At 62.4% G+C, this 23,043-nt stretch carries 12 protein-coding genes and 1 pseudogene; all 13 read right to left on the bottom strand.

The window, feature by feature from the left end:
- Positions 1-48: 48 nt before the first annotated feature.
- The 13 genes and pseudogenes from B4M43_RS13135 to B4M43_RS13070 all read right to left on the bottom strand — a co-directional run bounded on the left by B4M43_RS13135 (position 49) and on the right by B4M43_RS13070 (position 23,035).
- Positions 49-1,647 (bottom strand): histidine kinase famiy protein, encoded by a 1,599-nt coding sequence (locus B4M43_RS13135; RefSeq protein WP_296268396.1) that lies wholly within the window; start codon positions 1,645-1,647, stop codon positions 49-51.
- Positions 1,648-1,831: 184 nt separating this feature from the next.
- The gene (locus B4M43_RS13130; protein ID WP_296267734.1) at positions 1,832-4,087 is read right to left on the bottom strand and encodes a TonB-dependent receptor; all 2,256 of its coding nucleotides are present in this window, start codon (positions 4,085-4,087) and stop codon (positions 1,832-1,834) included.
- Between the two features lie 264 nt (positions 4,088-4,351).
- Positions 4,352-7,948, bottom strand: a complete 3,597-nt coding sequence (locus B4M43_RS13125) for an AAA domain-containing protein (RefSeq protein ID WP_296267732.1) — start codon at positions 7,946-7,948, stop codon at positions 4,352-4,354.
- 226 nt (positions 7,949-8,174) lie between these two features.
- Complete coding sequence (locus tag B4M43_RS13120; RefSeq protein ID WP_414707852.1) at positions 8,175-9,038, bottom strand: methyl-accepting chemotaxis protein; 864 nt, start codon at positions 9,036-9,038, stop codon at positions 8,175-8,177.
- Positions 9,033-10,007: pseudogene (locus B4M43_RS13115) on the bottom strand (methyl-accepting chemotaxis protein); the annotation flags it as partial. The pseudogene B4M43_RS13115 and the gene B4M43_RS13120, both read right to left, overlap by 6 nt.
- Positions 10,008-10,261: 254 nt before the next feature.
- Positions 10,262-10,756, bottom strand: a complete 495-nt coding sequence (locus tag B4M43_RS13110) for a DUF2514 domain-containing protein (protein ID WP_296267730.1) — start codon at positions 10,754-10,756, stop codon at positions 10,262-10,264.
- A complete protein-coding gene (locus tag B4M43_RS13105) occupies positions 10,753-11,196 on the bottom strand; it encodes a structural protein P5 (protein WP_296267728.1) in 444 nt (147 codons plus the stop codon). The genes B4M43_RS13110 and B4M43_RS13105 overlap by 4 nt, the downstream gene beginning before the upstream one ends.
- 418 nt (positions 11,197-11,614) lie before the next feature.
- Positions 11,615-11,842: a hypothetical protein gene (locus B4M43_RS13100; protein WP_296267726.1), complete on the bottom strand. Its 228-nt coding sequence runs from the start codon at positions 11,840-11,842 to the stop codon at positions 11,615-11,617.
- Between the two features lie 204 nt (positions 11,843-12,046).
- On the bottom strand, positions 12,047-12,433 hold the full coding sequence (locus B4M43_RS13095; protein WP_296267723.1) for a hypothetical protein: 387 nt from the start codon (positions 12,431-12,433) through the stop codon (positions 12,047-12,049).
- On the bottom strand, positions 12,430-19,947 hold the full coding sequence (gpJ, locus tag B4M43_RS13090) for a TipJ family phage tail tip protein (protein WP_296267721.1): 7,518 nt from the start codon (positions 19,945-19,947) through the stop codon (positions 12,430-12,432). The genes B4M43_RS13095 and gpJ overlap by 4 nt, the downstream gene beginning before the upstream one ends.
- 57 nt (positions 19,948-20,004) lie before the next feature.
- Positions 20,005-20,607 (bottom strand): tail assembly protein, encoded by a 603-nt coding sequence (locus B4M43_RS13085; protein ID WP_296267720.1) that lies wholly within the window; start codon positions 20,605-20,607, stop codon positions 20,005-20,007.
- 920 nt (positions 20,608-21,527) lie between these two features.
- Positions 21,528-22,283: a C40 family peptidase gene (locus B4M43_RS13075; protein WP_296267717.1), complete on the bottom strand. Its 756-nt coding sequence runs from the start codon at positions 22,281-22,283 to the stop codon at positions 21,528-21,530.
- Between the two features lie 2 nt (positions 22,284-22,285).
- A complete protein-coding gene (locus tag B4M43_RS13070) occupies positions 22,286-23,035 on the bottom strand; it encodes a phage minor tail protein L (RefSeq protein WP_296267715.1) in 750 nt (249 codons plus the stop codon).
- Positions 23,036-23,043: the final 8 nt, after the last annotated feature.

The following is a 23,043-nucleotide window of genomic DNA, read 5'->3' as shown; positions in this document are numbered from 1 at the left end:
TCCAGACCAAACAGGCTGTTCGCTGTATGGGGTGTGAAAGAGTCGCCCTTAGACACCGCCCGGCGAGTCCAGCACTTGGCGTACTTTACGCGCCAAGTCATGCGGCAGATAGGGTTTGGAAATGACTTCGAACTCCGAACCGCCCACATCGGTGCGTTCGATGGAGTTCTCCGCATAGCCTGTCGTCAATAACACTTTGGTCTCGGACTTTAGCGCCTGTACCTTGCGCGCCAGGGTCACGCCGTTCATGCCGCCAGGCATGATCAGGTCGGTGAACAATAAATCGAATTCATGCCCGTCATTAATCAGCGCCAGCGCCTGCCGCGCATCAGCCGCGACCGTAGTGACATAGCCGTACTCTTCGAGAATGGTACAGGCAAGTTGCGCGACATCGTCTCGGTCTTCCACGACCAGCACACGCTCATCGCCGGGCTTGGGCAAATGGGCTTGGCGTTTGTCGACGGCCTGTACGTCGCTTTCATCGGACGGGAAATACAACCGCAATGTGGTCCCGACGCCTTGTTCGGAGTAGATGCGCGCGCCGCCACGGGATTGTTTGGCGAAACCGTAGACCATGGACAACCCGAGGCCGGTGCCCTTGCCTTCCTCTTTGGTGGTGAAGAACGGATCCATGGCACGCGCCAGCACCTCTTCGGACATGCCCTCGCCGGTGTCGGTGATCGCCACGCAGGCGTAGGTGCCCGGTAGCAGACCTTCGTAGGCCGCCCGCACTTCTTCGGTGATGACCACATTGCGGGTTTCGATGTGGAGCTCCTGGCGGACGCTGCCGATCATGGCATCGCGGGCATTGATCACGACGTTCAACAAGGCGATTTCCGCTTGCGCCGGATCGATGCGGCAGTTGGCCAGGTGCGGGTCAAGGTCGAGCTGGATCTCGATGCCTTCCCCCAGGGTGCGATTCATCAGCACTTGCGCATCCTTGACCAGCTGATTGAGGCTGATGACCCGTCCCTGGAGTTTTTGCTTGCGCGAGAACGCCAGTAGCTGCTTGGTCAGGGTATTGGCCTTGTCCACCGCATCATTGGCGTAAGTGAGATTCCCGAGAATCTTCGCCAGATCTGGTGACGACTTGCCGGCGACGGCTTTGGACAAGGAAATGTAGCCACCGATGACCTGCAACAGGTTGTTGAAGTCATGGGCGATGCCACCGGTCAATTGCCCCAGCGCTTCCATCTTCTGCGATTGGCGCAAGGCCTCTTCCGCGTCGCGGCGACGGCTGACGTCCAATTGCGAGGCGAAGAAGTAGGTCAGCTTGCCGGCTTCGTTGTAGATCGGCGAGATGAACAGCGCATTCCAGAACGAGCTGCCGTCTTTTTTGTAGTTCAGCACTTCGGTGGAAAAGTCGTGGCGTTGCTCCACGGCTTGGCGAATCGAGTTGATCACTTCGGGATCGGTGTCTTCGCCCTGCAAAAAACGGCAATTGCGCCCGATGATTTCGGCAGCTTCATAGCCGGTCATTTCCAAAAACGCCTGGTTGGCGAAAATGATCGGATTGTCGGCCCGATTCGGGTCGGTGACGATCATCGGCATCCGCGTACTTTCCACGGCGGCGAAGAAGATGTCTTTCGGGTGCCCCAGCACGTCGGCAGTGAAGCGGTTGTCGACACGAAGATCACTGTTGGACACTGCCCAAACTCCTGTTGATTCACTGCGTCGCAGTGGCGGTATCGCTCCGCAGATAGAGTTCGGAGTGGCGGCGATGGCAATCGTTCCGCGCGGGTTGTACAACTTTGGAAGCGCCGTACAAGTGAATGCGATGGGGCTGGGTTGGATCAACCCCACCACAGGTGGGGTTGGGTAAGATGGTGGGTTAGAAGTCGACCGAGGCGCTGACCGAGAAGGTACGTGGGGCGCCCAGCACCAGGTAATTCGAACCCGGGTAGCCCCCGGTCGATGCCCAATAGTCACGGCCGGCGACGTTGTCAAGGCGAGCGCGGAGCGTCACGTCCTTGTCGTCGACCTTGAAGCCGTAGCGGGCGCCGAGGTCCAGGCGGGTCCAAGATGGAATTTCCATCGTGTTGCCCGTATTGACGTATTGGCGACTGGTATAGGTGACCCGGCTGGTGAGCGTGACGCCCTGCAACCCGGGCACATCCCATTCGCCGCCAATGTTGGCCTGGGTTTTAGGCACGCCGATGGCGTCATTGCCATCATCCGTACCGTTTTGGGTTTTGCTCAGCTCGGCATCTAGCAGTGTCACGCCCCCCAGTAGCCGAACGCCCTGCATAGGCTCGCCGAACATAGACAGTTCAATGCCTCTGTTGCGCTGCTCGCCACCGTCTTTGAATACCTGATTCTCAATGATGCCGACCGGCTTGCGTGTTTCGAAAACGGCGACGCTCCCTCCCAGGCCACCGCCGTCGTACTTCACGCCCAGTTCGGTTTGCTTAGCCACGTATGGAGCCAACGACTCGCCAGCATTGATGATCGGCACCGACGACCCATCCGGTAATGTCGTCGTGGTGCCAGCCGTGTCGCCTTTGGTCAAACCTTCAATGTAGTTGGCGTATATCGAAAATTGCTCGTTGAGCTGATACACCACCCCGGCAACAGGCGTCGTTTCATACCGATTGTATTTCGACGTCTTGTCGCCGGTTGTGTAGTCGTAGCCCGTGACGTCCAACCCTTGGCGACGAGCGCCGAGCGTGACTTGTAGCTGATCATCGAAGAACCCCAGCGTATCAGCGATTGCCAAGCTTTGTGTATGAGTACGCGCTGTGATGTGCGGGCTGGACATGGAGCCTGTAACTTTCGGATCTTCCGGCCTCGCGACGTCGACAGGGTCGTACAGACCGCTGCTCAAGACCCCGCCTGTGGCGAAAGCATTGCGATCCTTAGTATCGAACATCGCCCCCGATATGACCCACTGATGCGACACCGGCCCTGTCTGCAAACTCATGCGCGCACCCACTTCGCCGGTAGTCACGGTCTCTTCGCGGTAGTTGTCGAAGCGACTGGCCGAGATAACGCCTGCCCCTCTATAGATCGGGTTGGCCAATACGTTCTTTTCCTCGCCTTTACGCATGCCGACAGCTGCCCAAGTAGTCACGGCATCGGTCAGGTCATATTCGGCGCGGAAAGTACCAAACGTCTGTTTCTCTTTTGCATAGGTCCAAGACTGACCGAAGTTCTTGTCTGCGCTCGGTGGGCTGGGCACCTCGTTGCCAAACCTCACGCTCGGCAACGGATTATCGATGAAGTGATACTGATGCCCAATATCCGACGACAACCGCAGCCGCTCCCCCTGGTAATCCAGCCCCAGCGCGAACATGTCCAAGCTGCGGTCCTGATCCTCGACGGCCGTCTCCCCTGCCCGCTTGGCGACGTTCACCCGCACCCCGAACTGGTCGCCCTCGCCGAAGCGCCGTGCCACATCGGCCGCCACCGTGCCGAAGCCACGGTTCTCCACACCGGCGGTGAGCCGGGTCAGCGGCGCGTTCGGCGCGCGCTTGGGCAGGATGTTGATCGCGCCGCCGATCCCCGTGCCACCCGGCGCCGCCCCGTTGAGAAACGCGCTGGCCCCGCGGAACACCTCGACCCGCTCGATGAACTCCGACGCCACGTACTGCCGGGGCAGCAGCCCGTACAGGCCGTTGTAGGCGATGTCATCGGAGTACAGCGGGAAGCCGCGCACCATGTACAGTTCCTGGAAGTTGCCGAAACCACGGGCGATGCGCACCGACGGATCGTTCTGCAGGATGTCGGCGACACTGTGCGCCTGCTGGTCCTGAATCAGCTGGTTGGTGTAGGACGTGGAGGTGAACGGCGTCTCCATGTAGTCCTTGTTGCCCAAGATCCCGACTCGCCCACCACGGGCAACCTGCCCGCCTTCGTATTCGGGCACCAGCCCTTCGCGCGACGCATCGGCACTGGCAGATACGGCCGTTTCCTCCAGCTCCAACACGGGCGCCTGGGCGTCAGTGGCCTGGGCAGCCGGCCCGTCGACTGCGGGCAGTTCCAGTGCGGTCTGCGCCAGTACCTGGGGTGAGGCAAAACCGACGAGCAAACCCATAGGCAGCCAGAGGGAAGTCAACGTGTTCTTGCGGGGAAAGTGTGGGACGGGCATGAATGGACCTGTTGAGCGAAACGGCCGGATACGAATAGCCAGAAGGCAGATGAACAAGCGGCCGGAATATAGCAAACAGGAATGATTCTTTGTTGTGTATTGTTTACCAATACCTTGCGTATTTGATTCGCATCAATGCCGTATAGCGCTCACCCCACCTACCGATCCGCAGCGAATCCCGAACGTAGCCAAGGCCACAAAGTCCCCGAATGCCCCCGGCACTGCCAGGCGTGGTAACGCCTCGGCACCTCCACAAAGCGCGTTTCACCCTGCGATGAGACGCGCTTTCAAGCGGGCGATGATCTCGGGATCCCGCAACTCCACACTGGTCTCTCGGCGCAACGCCAAGCTTTGCCACTCGGGCGACTCGCAGTAGCGGTAATAACCGTGGGACAACCAGTTCCAACTGCCTACGGTCGCCGCGCAGTCGTCGACCAGAAGAATCTTTTCATGGGTGCCTTCCGGCATCCGCACCACATTGGCCTCCCCCAGGTAGCGACGGTAAGCCTCGATCAGCCCGGCGTCGCCGTCGTCCGCGTCGGCCTTGTCGACGCGATCATGGCCGTAATAGACCGTGACCGCGACGCCCCGCTGCTGGGTCGCGCGCAGGATCTTCAGCGGTGGGTGGTTGGGGCTCGAGCCTTGCCGAATCCACGGCACGACCACGGTGAACGAGCGTTGGCTGGAGGCCGCGAGCGCTTCGAAGGCAGCGATATGGTCACAGTCGAAATAGTGCTTGACCCCATGCCTGTCGGCCCCTTCGAAGGAAGGGCTCTGATGTTCCATCTCGACGAAGAACGAAGCGGCGCACCGCTCGGCCATGCGCGCCAGGGACTTGCCGGCCGCAAGCAGGCGCTGCTGGTTGCCCACCACGATGAACTGCTGCTTGGCCCGCGATACGGCCACGTTGAGCAGGTTCGGCTTGCCGTTCTGGAACGCGTCGCGGTCAGTGCGCTGGAAGATGACCGGCGAATAGACGATCACCTCGAAGCCGACGCCCTGGAACTGATGGACCGAGCCGATCTTCAAGGCCTGGCGGTGCTTGAGCCGCTCGCCATAGCGCTTGATCAACAGGTTCTTCTGATTGGCATAGGGCGTGATGATGCCCACGTCCTGGGTCAGGTCGTAACCGGCCGCCTCCAGCTTGTCCAGCAGCAGGCCGATGGCGTCCACTTCGTCTTCGTTGGTATTGGGCAGCGCGCCACGCCGCCCCGGCACGCCATAGAACATAAGGTTGAACCCTCCCATGCCGGTGCAGGCGGCGGCGATTCTGGCGTCGGGGGCTGCGGTGCGCACCTGCACCCCGCGGTACTCGGCGATGCGCATGAACAGCTCGGCAATGGCGGGTTGGCAGCGGCGGTGCTCGTCCAGGACGATGCCGTCGCCCACTTCGTCGACACTGCCGGTGGCCGTGCCCGCTGCGCGGTGATAGGCGGTGACCAGCATCGGCGAGACCGCTTCGTACCGCGTGTTGTCTTGGAAGTGGCGGGCCTTGAGCCTTTCCGCCGACGCGTTATCCAGCGAGCGGATGGGTTCGATCTGCAAGGGGTCGCCTACCACGACCGCCCTCTGACTGCGTGCCAGTAATGGCACCAGCGCTTCCACCGAGATCATTCCGGCTTCGTCCACAAGGCTCAGGTGGTAAGGGGCGAAGCCATTGAGGTCAGCCAGCTTGTAGCCCGCCAGCTTGTGGATCGACACCAAGGTCGACGCCATCAGCGGATAGGCCAGGGTGATGAGCCGATAGAACTCGTCGAGTTTGTCCTTCCAGCGGTAGAAACCGCTGTCCTGCTTGCCGCTGAGCAGGCTGGTCCACAATGACAGCGCCTGGCTTACCAGGGCTTTCTGCCTGAGCAGTTCCTGCCACAAGTAGTCGATCGCACAGTCGAAGAGCCTGCGTTGCTCGGCGATGAAGCGCAAACGCAGGACGTCGAGCCAGTCGCCTTCGGGGAAGGCCTGCACAAGCGCGTGCCTGGCGGTTTTATAGTGCCGCAGGTGGTCCACGCCGGCGGTGAGGTGCGCCACGTCGGCCGCGAGCCGCTGCAACGCCTTGGCCCTCTGCCTGTCGGCATCGGTTTCGACGTCGGCGGCGGCAGCCAGCCACTGCTCGGCCCCGGCGGTGGCCATCATCGCCCGGCGGTTACGCGCCAGCACCGCAAGCTGCGCGGGCTGCGACGCGTCCAGCTCGAACCGGCGGAAGTCTTCGCCATGTGCTTGGCGCAGGTGCTCGCGGGCGGCGCGGTATCGGCCGCCGAACCAGGTGGCCAGCAATCGCGCCAACCCGCGGATCGGGTACTCGACGAAATGGTGCTGAACGTTTGCGCTCAACGGGCTGCTCAACCATTGGGCATACAGCGCAAGGGAGAAGGGAGCGCTTGGCAGTTGGCCATAGCCTGTGGCCAGCCACTGCCCGGCTTGGGCGTGCCGGGTTCTACGCGCTGCGAGTCGCTCGCGTGCATCGGTGCACTGTCGTGCGATGTCCGCACCGCGCTCGACGCTGATGTCCAGCGCGGCGCACTGCTCGCTCACCTCACGGCCGAGCGCCTTCAACCGCGACTCGTAGGTTTCGGCCGGCACGCCGCCCAAGGCCGTAGCGGCTGCCTGGTACTGCGCTTGCAGCGCATAAAAGCGACCAAGTTCGGTGTCGATGGCGCGGCGGGTCGCGACGATCGTGGCGGCCAACGCGTCCTGCTTGTCCGGATCATGCGCCTGGCTGTCGAGCTGCTCCAGCAAGGCCCCGACGCGTTGCAGCTCTTGCGTGACCTGCGCGTTGTCTCCGCCCTGGAAGTACAGCCAGTTGAGCCCTTGCAAAGCGGGATCGCCACGCAGGTCGTCGATGACGTTTTCCACGGCCTTCTTGGCGGTCGAGGTCACGACCAGGCCCAGGTTGCGGTCCTCGCCCTCGATACAGCACAAGGCCCGTTCGACCAGCTGGCTGGCGATCAGCGACTTGAACAGTGTGGTCTTGCCCGTGCCCGGCGCGCCTTGCACAGCGGACAACGCCGCACCGCCGGCGATCTGCGCCAAGGCCAAGGTCTGCCCGCGGCCCAGCGGGTACTTGCGTTCGAACAGCCCGTAAGGCGTTCGCCTCGACGACGTCGGGCTGGACGCCCGATCGTCGCAGCGGTAAGAAATGTAGCGCTCGAGCAATGCCGAAACCGGCCGTTCGCCGGCTTTCAAGAGTTCGCTGTAGTCCTTCAACTGCTCGCGGCTACTGAAATCGGCATTCACCTGGGGGCAGACGATGCCCGTGAACGCCGTTTCCAGTGAAGCGCCCACAGGCTTGCCGGCGCTTTCGCTCACCTCGTTCAGACGCTGCTTGATCCACCGCAGAAAGGCTTCGAACAGGGCAGCGAAATCCGCCTGGGCCTGCTCCATGCAAGCGGCGGCGATGCTCATCATGTGGCGCTCGGCGCCCAGCTCTTGAATATCGACGTTCAAGTATTGCCTGAAGGCTTCCAGGTTCGGCGCCACTTCGTTTCCCTGTTTCACGGGCACGATGAACGACGGTGTCGTGGCGTCGCACCACGTGTCGGGCAACGAATAGCGGAACAATGGAACGAAGAAGGCTTTCTGGCCTTCGATGACACGCAACAGCGGAAAGCCCAGTTGCAGCGGTTCGGGCTGGCGCTTGCCGTGTTCGTCCACGTGGGTGAAACGGCTGTTCAAGGTAGCCGCTTGGCCTTGAGACAGCGCGAAGCTGAAGCCTTGGTCGCTTTCCTCCAAGCCGTTCCTGCTCAGCCTGATGTGCTGGTGCTCGTGCACATCTCCGGACTTGATACGGCTCTTGGCGATGCCGGCCGCCTCCACGAAGGCGCGCCAACCCTGCAAAACTTCCGTGTACTGCTGCCTGTCTTGCATTGAAACGACCCAAGTCTGCACGAACGTGGGGGCGATTCTACGGGAATGCGCGAGCAGTCGCCTAACCCTGGCATCTGTTGGAGGTCGTCCGCGAAGCTGACGCTAGGGTCGTGCGACAGGCGCCTTGCACGCGACGGCACACGGGGTGGCTCAGCCAGGCCGCTGCTGGGGTTTGGCCGAGGGACGTTGGGCGGTGCCGAACCCGGTGTCCGTCACGCCCAGGTGGTCAGACCCGGAATCGGCCCGACATGTCCTGAAGTTGCACGCTGATGCGCGCCAATTCCGTACTGGCGTTCGCCGTTTCCTCGCTGGAAGCTGCGGTTTGATCGGAAATGTCGCGCACATTGGTCACGCTGCGGCTGATCTGCTCGCCGGCCGCGCTTTGCTGTTCGGCGGCGCAGGCGATCTGATCGTTCATCGATTCGATGTCCTTGATCGAGTGGGCGATCTGTTTGAGCATCTGTCCCACTTCGCGCGACAGCTCGACGCTGTTGCCGGTCAACTGCACGTTCTGCTCCAGCACGGCGGCCATGTGGCCGGTGCTCTGGTTCAAGCCGGCGATCAGCTCGATGATCTCGTCCGTGGACGTGCGGGTGCGCTTGGCCAGGTTGCGCACCTCATCGGCCACCACCGCGAAGCCCCGGCCCGCCTCTCCGGCACGCGCCGCCTCGATGGCCGCGTTCAACGCCAGCAGGTTGGTCTGCTCGGAAACCGATTTGATCACGTCGAGCACGCTACCGATGTTGTCGGCGTGACCGCGCAGGGTCGCCATCACCGACTTGGCCGAGGCCATTTCCTGGGCCAGCAACTCGATCTGCTCAACCGCCTTGCCCACGGCTTGGTCGCCCTGCACCGCCTGACGGCTGGCGCCCTGGGCGGAAGCGGCCGCTTGACCCGCGTTTCGCGCCACCTCATGGGTGGTGGCGGTCATTTCCTGCATGGCCGTGGCGATCTGATCGGTTTCCACTTTTTGCAACTGCACGCCCGTACTGGTCTGCTCGGTGATGGCCGACAGCTCTTCGGCGGCACTGGCGACCTGCACCACGCCATCCTTGAGCTGGCTGACCAGGCCGTGCAGGTTGAGCGTCATGCGCTGCATGCTGGCCTGCAATGCGCCGATCTCGTCGGTACGGGTCACGGTCTGCCGCTGGGTGAAATCGCCGCGCGCAACGGTCTCGGCCAGATCGACCGTTTCCTTGAGCGGGCCCACGATGGAGCGGGTGATGAGCCAGGCGGCCGCGACGCTAAGTGCGATCGCCAGCAGCAGCCAGATCAGCAGCGCCTGGAGCGCCTCGCTGACGTCCGAACTTTGCAATTCGGCCTGCCGTGCCGTCAATTTGTCGGCTAGCACGAGCAAACTGTTGATCGTTTGGCTGATGCCCGTTTGCCCCGCATCGGCGCCGGCTTGCGCCTGGATCACTTGCTGCACGTGGCTGTTGTAGGCATCCAGCTCGGTCGCCAGCTGCTGCACCATTGCTGACGGCAACGCACTGGCTTTCAGCGCCGCCAGGCTGCTTTGCACGTCTTCGGCGGCCTTGATCGCAGCGGCTTCGCTGGTTTTGCTCGGCGCCGCGATGTAGCTGCGAAAGCCCGTGTGCATCCGCTGTACGCCCATCGACAAGGCCACCATCGTTTGCCGGTCTTCGCTGCGCGCCCCATCGGCATTGGCGACGCCCCACAGCCGCTGGAGCGACTGGGTGAGTGCTTCTGCCGAGGCCGAGGCCGTGGCACGCGCGGCCTCACGTTCGCGCGTAGCCGTCACGGCCTGTTGCTGGAAGCCGCGGTATTGCTGCAACAACGTGCCGGCTTCGCGCAGGAACGCTTGGTTCTGCGGCGACTTGAAATTAGGCGAAACGGTACGCAACTGGGTCTCGGTCTTGTCCAGCGCAGCCAGCCATTTACCCGCCTGCTCGTCGGTGGCGCTGACGAAGTACACCAATCGCTCGATGCGCATGTCCCGGGCCATCGAACTGAAGGTGGCGATGTCGCGCATGCGGTCGCCTCGGTCCGCCAGGGAAAGGGTCGCCCGCCAGCCGGTGAAGGCAACCAGCAGGATCATGGCGACGAGCAGCGAAAAGCCCAACGACAGTTTTGTACGCACACCCAGGTTGTTGAATGATTGCAGCATTGGAAACACCAGTGAGAGGGTTGACTAAACGCGACAGGAATTACTGGCGCTTTGTCATCATCGGCGTGGAATAACAATGCTTGATGCTTGGGCGGGGGAATATCTTTTTCACCGCGCGAAGAACGTTTTCATCGCTTTGGTGTATCCAGTTGCCGTCGCAGAGCCTGTGCTCGAAGCGCTCGCACTCATGGTGTCAAGGTGCTGTAGGAGGCCTCGCAGGCAAGGCCCGCCACTCGGGCGCGGTCATAGGCTTTCGCCAGCTCTCCCGCTCGCGCATCAGCCCGTGCGAGCAGGTCGGAGAGCACCATGGCGGCGCGGGTGGCTGCCTGGCCTCGGGCGACAGCGGCGGTATCCGTGCCGAGGCAACCGACGCCGGCGGCGAACTGGCCGGCGGCGTGGCGCAACCGCTCGCCAGCAGCATCGGCGCCAGCAGCGTCAGCAGCGGCCACCTGGGTTTGTTCGTGCGCATGGGCCTTCACCTCCTCCTGCGCTTGGGCGCGTCGTTGTTCTTCGTGGCGGGCACTGCGCTGGGCCAGGGCCTCGGCCAGCCGATCGGCGCTGTCGCGCTGCGCCGATGCAGCCAGGGCCTGGCTGCGTTCCACCGAGCGACCGTGCTCATAGGCGCACCAGTAGGACGCCATCACCAGACCCAGCAGCCCTAGCCGTACCGGCCAAGTCATGCCAGCGCCCGTCGTACGCCTTCGTCGATCACCGCTGACCGATAAGGGTTGGCGCCGTTCTCGTGCACGATGATGGCGAGCACGATGCCGCGCAGTACCGTCGAGTCCTTGATGTCGATGCTGTCGGTGGTCTGCACACCCAGGCGCTCGGCCACTGCCTGGGCGTAGGCCTGGGTGTCGTTTTCATTGCTCGGTGCCCAGCGGTGGACGATCTCCAGGACGGTGTCGATGCCTTTACCGCCGACGCCCGGAAGACCGGTCTTGCTACGGTAGTTGATCAGCAGCTTGCCTAGAGCGCGGATGCCGTTCTCGGGCGAGTCGAAACGGGCGAAGCGCGGGTTGGCCACGCCCTCCTCCAAGCCAAGCTGGCCGACCCAGGCATTGCGGGCGTTGTAGTCGATGTTGCCGGGGTTGTTGTTGCGGATGCCACGAGGGGTCATAGGGATGCTCCATGCAAAAAAGGCCGCTCTTGAGACGGCTGGTGGGGAGAAATGCGTTGGATAACGAATATCGCCTGATACATAGGTCGCCTGAAATACGAAGAACGTTCGATGCACTTGCCTCTTTTGGGTGCCCAAGTCGCGTTCAGTCCGGTGTTTCGGGAAACTAGGACGCCAAGGCCCATGCCAGACTGAAACGGCACGACAGGCATGCACTGGATACCCGACTGGCGAGCAAACAGATCGACTTGAAAGCTATACGTTCGAAAAGCGCAAGGTGGACGAAAAGGTACGCCAGCTTTTGAAATCGAAGCCCGCAGCAATGCGGGCTTGTGTTTGGGAATAGGCTATTGGCTAGCCTGTGTTTGAGCGTTGGGCTCGATGCTCTCGTACTAGCCCGGTTGAGAGCTGCGCACCGTCAGGCGGCAGTGTCGGGCGTGTCCGTTGGCTTGGGTTCGGCCGGGTCCCTGGCTGTGATCGAGACCTTGGCGGTGTACTCCTTCAGCACCTGTGCGGTGTAGACCTGGGCGCCGGGGAACTGAGTCAGGATTTCGCGGGCGCGGGCGTCCGCTTCTTCCTGGGTGGCATAGCGGGTTTTGTTGGCGACGTCGTAGTCATTGGTCAGGTTGATGGCTACATAGGGCATGGGTTTCTCCAGGCAAAAAAATACCCGCGCGGGGCGGGCTTGGGGATGTTCGACCTTCAGGTCTTGGGGTACTGCTGCTTCACGCGTTGGAGGGTGGAATAGAATGGTTCGGCTTTGGGTATCGCTCCTTGGTCCATTGCGTGCCAAAGCATGTCGAGCTGTTCTTCGATGGCTGGGTAATCAAAAGCTCGGGCCTTTGCATGATCACTTTTGTGTTCGATTTTCAACGTGCAATACCTCGCTCTGGTAAGGCCACAGGTCGATCACGACCTCGTATTCGCCCGGCAGGCTGAAGCCCAACTCGATGTCACTGCCGTCGGAGATGTATTCAATGCCTTCAATGATCAACACGGCATCGGCAGGCACTCCTTTCAAGGTCAGACCGACCAACTGCAATGCCATCTTGGGGCGCGACACGATCTTGCCTGCGTTCACGTACTGCTCGCTCTCGCTGGCCCGCGCGAATAGATAGGAAAACCCGGTTCGCTTGGCGTTGAGTTCTGCCTCGAATTGGGACATATAACCACGCATGCGGATCTCTCCACGTGCGTCGTAAAGCACGACCTCCCCGGCCGTGGCTGCTTCGGTCATTTCATGATTCCTTGCACCATGAGGTTTTGATAGGACAGCACCACGCCCACCTCTGCCAGGATCGAAAAATCGACCGTGTGCTGGCCAGCGCCGACGTATTGTCCAGACGCAAGCGTTATCGAGCTGTCAGACCAGCGGGCTACAGACTCAGCAATGAGGTTGCCGTCGAGAACGAGGCGGTACTGGTAATACTGGGTGCCGTGGGAGAGGAACGTCGAGCTGTAGTTGATGTAAACCATGCCCGGTTGCGGCATGTAGAACGTGATGGTCAGCGGCGTCTGCCAGGTCGCGTTGCAGTTGAAGCGAGGCGCATAGCCGGCGTACCGGGGTATGGTTACCGCCTCGTTGCCGATCTTGAGTGTGTCCACCTGCAAATCGCCGATCTTGGAGTTGGTGATGGCCGCGTCTTGGATCTGCGCGTTGGCGATCGCGCCCTGTGCGATTTTAGCGGTGCCTATGCTAGCGTCGCGGATGTAGGCGTCACTAATGAACGTTTGGCTGCCTTGTACTGCGAAGGGTGATGAGACGCTGTCGCCTGATGGGCTGAGTATCGCGAACCGGTTTGCCAAAATTGCAAACGTTGACTGAACTGCGCCGTCGTTGTTCTCAATGCCGATACCGAAGCCGCCGACGTGCCGAATACCGTTGGCGGTGATCTGTACTCGAACCACCTCCGAGGCGCTCGCTACGTTGTTCAAATAGGTCAGAGCCGTGGAGGTTCTGTCCACTGCGGCGTTGGTGCTGCCCAAGCTGCTTTGAACGCCATCAACACGTCTGCCGAGCGCTGCATCAGCGTTTGCGCGCGCTGTGACCTCGCTTTGGACCGCCGCTGCCGCATCGTTGGCTTTCGCCTGGGCAGCATTGATTCTTGTGCTCAGCGCCGAGTCGGCACTGGTGCGAGTCGTCGCTTCGTCCTGAATTGCCGCATTGGCGTTGCCCACCGATGTCAGCAGCCCATTGATCCGCTGTGTCTCCGCCGCCAGCTTTTCACTTTGCTGGGTGACGTTGACGCTCAGCGAGTCGAACGCCCTGCCCGACGCTGCAACCGATCTCCGGCCAGCCGCGATGTAGGCGATGTCCACCTCGCCGTTGGCATCGCCCGAGTTGTACATGTCCAGACGGATCGCCCAGATCTTCTTGCCGTTCCAGCCGGCATGCCCGGAGAGATCGAACTCAATGTCCTGCCAGTCACCGTTCGAGGTGTTGATAGACCAGTCGAACCTACGAGATTCGGCAAGCCCACCGTCCTCGTTGGCCCAGTACATCGCTGCGCGAGCACGGCCCGTGTTACGTCGGCGCAGCCTGATCCTGATCAGGGGGTTTTCGGCACCTTCGATCACTGGGAAGGTGTTGTTGACTTGGAAGGTGGTGAACTTCGAGATAGTCACGAACTGCGGCCCTGCCGTGATGGTCGCGCCATCGGTATTGGCTTTCCATCCTTGGGTTGAGTTCGCGAATTCCCACGTCTGCCCGGCCACGAATGGCTGGGCGTTACCTATCTTCGCCTCCAAGTTGGTGATACTGCTGGACTGCGCCGTCAGCCCGCTCTCGGTGGCCGCAACGCGGTTGGCGACAGAGTTCAAGGCAGCGGCAGATGCCTTGCTCGCCAGGCCAGTCGAGCCGTTGTTGACGCTGTTCTCCAGGCTGGTCGTTCTGCTCGACACCGAGGTGATGTCCTTGCCCTGCTGGCTGACGCTCGAGGTCAGGCCGTCGACGGCAGTAGACATGGCGCCGATGGCGTTGGTGTTGACCTGCGCACTGTCCCTCCAGCCCGTAGCCTTGGCCCCAACCTCGTACTGAGGTCGAGCAAGCTCTGCATAGCCGGCCGTGACCGCGCCCGTGGTGCTGTAGACGCGGTAGTACAAGTTGCAGCCGGCCGCATTCGACGGTGAGACAGCGGCGAACTGAATCCGCTGGCTGTCTGGCCCAATCGGCACCAAGGGCGAGGCTGGTGCATTGATCACGGTCCCTGACCCGTCAACCCATTGCATGAATATCCGAATCGAAAACCCGCTGGTCCCCCGGATGTAGATCGAAGCCGTCAACGTCTGACTCGGCCCGACCTTCGGCCTGCGGGTATCACCGGTGGCTGTCGGGCGGAGTGACTTGTAGCCCGAGGACGTCGTCATTCCAGCCGTCACAGTCATGCGGTGGGCTTTTTCGCCTGCATTAAGCCAGGACTGCACAAGGCTTTCGGTAGACGTCGCCGGACCCTCCACTTCCCAGCCGTCGGCCGGTCCGCTCACTGACGCATATTTCGTCATGCCTGGGTTGTACAGTAGGTTTTCACCACCCGTGTCACCGAGCGAGTTATCCAGCTGCGTGATTTGCCCGGATGCACTGGTGAGGCCAGCTTCGGTCGTCTCAACCCTGCCAGTCAGCGCGGTGGTGGCGGCGGCGTTGATTGCGATATTGCCAGCCGCAGCTTGGCCGTTGTCGCGCCAGCCCGTAACCGCGTTGCCCAGTTCTAGCTGCACGCGGTCCCACTCCACAAACCCTTTCTGATTTCCGCCTGCGCCTGCTGCGCGGAAGATGCAGTGCACCTTGGCGCAATTGGCCGGGGCCGACGCGATCTCGATAGAGACGCGCTGCCAGTTGCCATTGGCGGTGAATACGTTACCGCCATGGGTTTCCAGTACCTGGCCTTTGTCGTCGAGAGGCTGCATGTAGAGACGAATGGCCGTTCCGGCAGTCGCTCGGCAGTAGGCCGAGAGCTGCACGCGCTGGCCCTGCACCAGGCTCGGCCGACGCGCGACCACGGGGTTCATGTCTACGTAGGCCGAACCATTCGGTGCCGAAAAGTCGACCCTCTGCGCCGTGCCGTTCGGGTCCAGCCTCGAGGGCACCAGGGATGGCGTGGCCGTCATGTCGGACGGAACACCTACGCCGAAGCCATCGGCGACCAAGGCCGCCGGCTGCTTCTGCTCGAACGATGGGTTGTACAGCAGGTTCTCCCCGCCTACCTGGGTCAACGACGTGTTGATGCCAGTAATGGCCTCACCGGCGGCCGTGATTGCCGCCCCTTGCTGCTCCACCTTGTTGCCCAGCATTTGGACCGTCGAAGCATCGGCTTTAGTCTCAACCTTGCTCAGCGCGCTGGCAGCTGCTGCCGCTGCATCGGTGGCTACCTTGTCGGTCACCGCCACCCATGCCGATCCATTCCAGCGCTTCGGCGTGTTGACGTTGCCCGTGGTGTCGATCCAGAGGTTTTGCGCCAGACGCTTGTCAGCCGCAGGCGCGGCAGACCCATAGACGACCTCCCCCTTCGCGCCGGCCGCCGTCGCAGCCGCCTGCGCAGCCTGCTGTGCAGCGGTGACATTGCCGTTGGTGGCGGTGAGGCCGCCCTGCAGGCTGATGATCGACTGGCCCTGGGCAGACAGCTTTCCTTCTGACTCGGTAACGGTGTTGCTCAGGCTGGAAACAGCCTCTGCCGAAGCGGCCGCCGAGCGCCTGCCCACAGCGATATACGCAATATCGATCTCACCGCTGGTATCACTGGCGTTCATCATGTCCAAGCGGATGGCGTACATGTTCTTGCCGTTCCACCCGGCATGGCCAGACAGATCAAGCTCGATGTCCTGCCAGTCGGTGGTGACGACGCTGATCACCCAGTCCAAACGCCGAGCTTCCGCCAAACCGCCTTCCTCGTTGGCCCAGTACATCCGGGCCGCCGTGCGCGTGGTATTGCGACGGCGCAGGCGGATACGCAAATACGGGTTCTCCGCACCTGGCAGCACGGGCGTGAAGCTGCACTGTAGGCTCTGCGACTTGCCCATGGTCGCGAACAACGGTCCAGGGGTGAAGGTAGAGCCGGAGGCTGTGGCTACCCATCCTCGGGTGGCGCCAGTGAACTCCCAAGCCTTGCCCGCCACGAATGGCTGGAAAGCGCCTACGCTGTTTTTCAGTTGGGTGATATCGCTGCCCTGGCTGGTCAGGATGCCCTCGGCGTCGTTAACCCGGTTGCCCAGCGACTGCACCGCCGAGGCGTCGGCCTTCTTGCTCACATTGTCGGTCAGCGAAGTCAGCGCCTGACTCTGCGAAGTCAGCTGCTGATCCTGCGCGGCGTCCTTCTGCTCGGTCGCCGTCACCCGGCTGGTGACCTGTTGCAGCGCCTGTGAGCTGGCCTTGCCGTCAATGCTGGCCTGCATCCCGTCCAGCTGAGTGGCTTGCGACGTGAGCTTGCCCTCGGCATCGCTGACACGGGTGGTCAGGCTACTGACCACCGAAGCATCGGCCTTGGTCTGCGCCAGAGCCAAAGCGCCAGCCGCCGCCGCGGCAGCATCCGTGGCCGCCTTGTCGGTCACCGCCGCCCAGGCGCTACCAGTCCAACGCTTGGGTGTATTGGCGTTGCCAGTGGTATCGATCCACAGATTCTGCGCCAATCGATCGGCAGCGGCCGGCGCTGCCGCCTGGATGAGCACCTTGCCCTTCCCACCCGCCAAGGCGTTGGCTGCATCGGCAGCGGTTTGCGCCGCCGTGACGTTGCCATTGGTAGCGGTCAGGCTCGTTTGCAGGCCGCTAAGCTGCGAGGCCTGCGCCGTGGTCTTGCCGTCCAGGGTCGAGACGTCGGTTTCCAGCTTCGAGACGCGCGCAGCGGTACCGGCGGCAGTGACGACGGCCTGACCTACATCGGTCCAGTAATCGACATTCGGCGGCGGCGTGTTCAGCGGCACGGCCTTGGTGGCCTGGTACAGCTTGCCGTCGGCACCCAAGGCGTTCTGGTTGATGCTGTAGGCCTTGTCCTTGCGGTACGGCAGCGAACCGGCCAGGGTCGAAACATTGGCGATCTGCTGTTGCAGGTCGGTCTTGGCGTCGGTCACGCTCTTGCTGACGGTGGAAAGCTGTCCATCGAGCGTACTCTTGACGCCCGACAGCGCGTTGTTCACGTCGCCGATCTGCTTGGCCAGCTCGGTCTTGGCGCTACCGACCCGCTCGTTGACCGACCCTGGGCCGTTGCCATCGATGAGCGCGATCTTCTCGATCTTGCTGGTGAGCTCCTTGCCCAGCTCGCTCTCGCCGATCTGTTGGGCGATCTGCTCCAGGATTGGGCCGGCATCGGCGCTGGCCTGGCCACTGACCAGCGTAGCGTCCACCGGATACCACGGTCCGAGGTTGCCGGAACGGTCGACCAGGCGTGCCCAGAAGTAGAACCGCTGCCCAGCGCGCAAGCCCTGCAAGGTGTGCTTGTCTTGCGGGTACGCCAGATCGGCCAGCTTCGTGGCCTTGGTCAGGTCCGTGCCCTCGCCGTACCACAGCTCGGTGCGCTGGGTATCCTCAGCGCCGGCCGGGAACGTCCATTTCAAGCCGATGCCGAACAGCAGGCTTTCGGTGGTCAGGCTGGTGATCGCCGGAGGATTACCTGCCTTGCCGTTGAGTTGGGTCAGCGCGGAGCTTTTCCAGACGGACGAAGCGTCGAACGCACTCACGGCACGCACGCGCGCCAGGTAGGCGCCGGCATAGATGCCGATGACGTCCACGGAGGTCGTGCCGGTGCGTTGCAGCCTGACCCAGTTGCCGTTGTCCTTGCGCCACTCGACGTCGTACCCCACTGCGCCCTGCACGGCGTCCCAGGCGATGGTCATGGTGTTGACGGCAATGCCCTGGTCGACCATGTGCGAGGACGACAACGCCACATTCGCTGGCGCCTGCACGGTGGTCACCGGAATGACGCTGATCGGGCGTTCGTCGAGCTTGGCGCCGGTGTCGATGGCGGCGAACTTGCTTGGGTTGAACTCCAGCGCGGTGATCTCGTAATGCCCTTCCTGGGTACGCGAGGTCTTGAGCACGCGGAACAGCTGGATGGCCAGGTCCTGATGGTCGATCGCCCATTGCAGCTGTGGCTCGGGGGTCACGTCGTAGGCGGTGGTGACGGTCACCTCGCGGCCTTGCACCGCTTGCACCGTGCGCGCTTGGGCGGTGCCGTTGGGCAGGTTGACGATCAGTCGGTCGCCGGCCTGGATTTCGGTGTCGCGGTCCAGGGTGATCGTGCGACCGGCGGCCGCCACGATCCGGCCGCCGTTGGGGCGCCCCGCCACCAGTTCGTCGGCCACGGGAATCACGTAGCCCGGCAAGGGGATGCGGCCTTCCATGCCGGTCTTGAAGGTGACGGTGCGGTCCTGGTGGTTGCTCAACAGCGCCCACTTGCCGCGGCGCTGGGCTTCGGAGGCGCGGGTGCAGCCGATGGCCGAGATTTCGATGGGGCGGTCGCGGTAGCGGCGCTGCAAGGCAAGGTCCGTGACCGGAATCACATCGGTGTCGTAGTTGTTGGCCGGGTTGTCGTAGCTGACGAGCGCGCGGCTGTAGTGGCTGCTGCGCTCGGCGCCGCCATAGACGAAGTCGCCGTCGATGACGTTGGCGCGGGTGAACACGTAGTCCACATCCTGCGCACGGGGCATGTCGGCCTGCATGAACAACGCACCGTGGGCCCAATAGACCATGCCCCGGTAGATGGCCGAGAGGTCGCGCAGCAAGGTCCAGGCATCGGCGCGGCCTTGCAGGTTGATGTCGCAGAGAAAACGCGGTTCCTGCCCGCCGATGCCATCGGGTACCGGTTGGTCGCAGTACTGGGCGATGCGGTACATCTCCCATTTGTCGACCATCCACGGCTTGATGCGCTTGCCCAGGCCGAAGCGGTCCTCGACGCACAGGCCATAGGTGACCAGTGCCGGGTTGTTGGTCCAGGCCTGCTTGAAGGTGCCGTCCCAGACGCCGTCGTAGGTGCGGGTCAGCGGGTCGTAATTGCTCGGCACCGGCCAGCGCTTGGCCTTGCACCTGACCGACACGGCCGGGATGTTCTGGAACTGCTGGGCGTCGAACTCCACATAGAGCAAGGCGGTGTTGGGGTAGCGCAGCTTCTGGTCGATGATTTCGGTGTAGCCGGCCACGCTCATGGTGTCGGCGATGGTGCCGGTGTTGGCATTGGCGGTCAGGCGCCGCACGCGCAGCATCCAGCCCGAGGTGGCCTTGGGCAGGTTGACCCGCACCGAGCGCTGATAACCGTTGCTGGTCTTGCCTTCCACCGCGCCGCGGTGGGCTTCGACATAGGCGCCGCCGTCGCTGGCGATGTCGATGGCGTACTCGATGCGGTAGCCGTTGGTGTTGCCGCTGGCGTCCTGCCTGAGCAGGCGCGGCCAGGCCAAACGGACGCGCACCGCCGAGAGCTGGGGGTCGTTCAAGGCGCGGGTGAAGGGGGCGTCGCTGCGCAGCTCGACGCCGACCGAGGTTTCGCTCTCCACGGCGGGGATGCCCTGGATGTAGTCCTGCTCGACGCTGCCGCGGCGCCACTCCCACTTCACGCCCGGAAAGTTGACGTTACCGTTGGCGTCGGTGATCGGCGTGTTGTCGAGGTAGATGTCGCGGTCGGTCGGCACGCCGTCGAACTCGCCCTCGCCCACGGCCAGCAGGATCTTGGCGATGTTGGTCGATTGCAGGCTGTCGGGTGCCTCGACCGGAGCCTTGGGCTTGCTTTCGCCGCCTTTGGCACCGGTGATGTCCAGGTGATTGATCACACCCATGTTTTCCTCCGAACATAAAAAAACCGCCCGGAGGCGGTTACGTGTGCTGATGGGCCGTCAGGCCTTGTCTTGCGCCTCGATGGACGCCGAAATGATCGACCCGCCCCAGCGGCGCTCGCCGATGCAGATGGGGACGGGGTTGCCGCTGGCGGTGGTGTTGCGGGCGGAGCCGAAGGCGTAGGACGGCAGGTTTTCGGGGGGGCCGCTCATGGATAGCCCTTTGGCTTGAGGGCTGAGCATCTGAACGACACCGCCAAGCGCCATGGACCCGCCACTCATACCAACGGCGAGCGCGGTGGCCGTCGACCACCCTAGAGGGTTCCACCAGGCCAACGCCACGATCACGACCCCGATAACCGTCTGCAGCAGCCCTGCGCGTTTACTCCCAGTGATGATAGGAGCGATCCGAATATCGCCCGAGCCACTGAAACACAGCTCCTGTTCTTGCAGGTTTCTGCTGCCGCGAAAAATGGCGAACTCGATGCCCTGCGCTTTTGCGTTGTTGAGAAACCGCTCGAAGCCGGGAATCTGAACACAAAGCGCTTTGATGGCTTCTGCGGGCGACCGCACCGACAGCCTGAGCGACCGCCCGAACTGCCGAAGTTGGCCATACAACACAACGTTCGTCATTGGCTGAGATTCAATTGAAAGCGCTGACATCTTTTCTCCAGACGTAAAAAAACCACCCGTAGGTGGTTGATGATGGCGGCAGTTAATTCATCCAGCGCAAGACATTACAGCATCAAGCACGCGCTGGAGCGGCGACTGCCATGTTCGATAGAAGTGATAGCTGATGTGCGAACCGCCTTGGGTGGGCGTGACATCAACTAGATGCATTGGGGACTGAGCATCTGGGGCAAGAACCGACAAGCGACCTCCCGAAGACTGCAGGACACCTCCCAAACTCGCGCCCAGAACGGTGGTGCGCTGCCATGCGTCGCGAACACACTCAGCGGCCTGTTGAGGCTGCAGCCGGGAGTCCAGCTCCAAAAGCGAAGGATTATTTCTTGTGTCACCCACGGTCGCGCACCCTGCTAGCGATGCTAGCCCCAACCCTACTGCTAGAATTCGCACGCGATTTACTTTGAGCATCCGTTTTCTCCAAAAAAATCTACTTATAGTCAATGTAAGGTCCGATATGAGCGCCGCTCATGTCTCCACTGATTCTGTAAAAAACTTCTTGGTTTACTTGGACATCGGCAGTTATGGTACGCACCGCCATACCTGTACAGAGGCCAGTTTCTGCCAGCCCTACCCCAAGATTTGGTCGCCCAGCAGCAAGATAGAAGCTCGCTATTTGGCCAGGTCCTACTTTAGCTGCCCTCAACCCATCGATATACACTACGACGTCGCAGCCTGAACCCACGAATCCTGAATCGCGCACGACAGAAAGTTTTCCGCTCTTTCCAAGCAACTTGGACTGAAAGGCATAAAGTTCGTCGGCTGGTACAGGATCGGCTTCTTGGATGGAGGTAGGCGGTGAAGCACACCCTCCTAATAGGACAAGCCAAACACTCGCCATCAAAACTCGCATGTGAATTCTCCCTGAAAACCATGACAGTAGCAGCCTGAGCTGTCGATCAACCAGCCTCCCGGTGCCGTAAGACAAGCCGTGTGCGATCGAGCCATGGCCCGCCGTACACGATGATTTCCGAGGGCCTGCCCAGCAAGTGGTGCAGCATGAACGGGCCGGGGCCGAACACCTGCCCTTCTTCGTCCGGTAACCGCGCATCGCCACCCAGGTAGATCCCCGCATGGTTCGGATGCGCCGTACGGCCCACGGCCATGACGATCAGGTCGCCGCGCTGCGGCTCGCCCACCGGGTAGAATCCTGCCGCCTCATAGGCCTGTTCGTACAAGCTCGGACCATCCGCCCGTTCCCACCAGCCCTCTTCCCGTGCATAGGGCGGAAACTCCAGCCTCCACTCGCGGCGGTACCAGTCTGCGCACACCTGCCAGCAATCCCAGGCGCCATGCACGAAGGAGCGTCCGAGCAAGGGAGTGTGACCGGTGGGCGTGATGCTGCGCAGGTCGCCTTCGGGCCACGACAAGATGTGCCAGGGCAGACCGGTGGCCTCGCACATGGCCAGATCCCGTGGCGAGGGCCGGCTGGTGGCATCGGGGTGCGAGTGGACGATGCCGATGACCTCGCCCTGGTCTTCGGCGGCTGCGTATTGCGCGGGCGAGATGCGAAACTCTTCGGCAGGCTCGGTCGCGGTGTTGGTACAAGGGATGTAGCACTGGGCCGGGCCGGCGGCCACGATCAAGCCGCAGCTCTCACGCGGGTACTCGGCGGCGGCGTGCGCCTGCACGGCGCTGAGGATGTCTGGATGCATGGTCAACTCCGTGCGATCAGTGAAACGGCCGGAAAGCCGCCGAACGGCAACGGGTTGCCTTGGCCGAAGCGCACGGTGCAGCCCGAATCCAGGCAGCCGTTGCATTGGTCCTTGGCCGGGTCGTCGGTGGGTGTGCCGTCCAGGTCGTAGTAGGGGCCGGTATAGCCGCAGTTGGGGCCGCGGTAGCCGGCGATCATCGCCCAGTGGCAGAGCTGGGTCATTTGCCGGCCGATGGTTTCGCCACCGACGTCGCCCGGGCTGGCCAGTTCCCAGGCTACCGTAGTGCCGTTTTCAGCCATTTTCTGGTCCAGGTACCAGACCTCGATCGCTTCTTCGGTCGGGTCCGCTTCCGGGTTGCCGTCCGGGAAGTTGTTCGCGTCCAGGTAGCGCGCCAGGGTATGGCGCAGGGTCAGCTTGAATTCGAGCAGGTCGTCGAAGGCCAGGCACAGGGCGGTGATGCGCCCTTCGACGTTGCCCACGGTCAGGGTCGGCCGTACCGAAGTGCCGTCGGCGTTGGCGGCGATGCCGTCCAGTTGCAGCGGCCAGGCGCCATACTCTTGCCCCTGCCACCAAATCGACTTGGCCGGCAAGGTGTCGGCCGCGTCGCCCGCGGCGGCCAGCTCTTGCGCCGAGTGGGGAATGGCGTGGCTGTGGAAACGTAAGGTGTCGGCGCCGAAGTCCGACCCGTCGAGCTCGAACAGCAGCACTTCGCTGCCCGGCTCCAGGGTCTGCAGTTGTTTGATCAATGACATGGCAATGC

Origin of the sequence: Pseudomonas sp. UBA6562 (assembly GCF_002434265.1) — a bacterium.
In the GTDB taxonomy this organism is placed as follows: Bacteria; Pseudomonadota; Gammaproteobacteria; order Pseudomonadales; family Pseudomonadaceae; genus Aquipseudomonas.
This window is presented reverse-complemented; position numbering and strand designations above follow the sequence as displayed.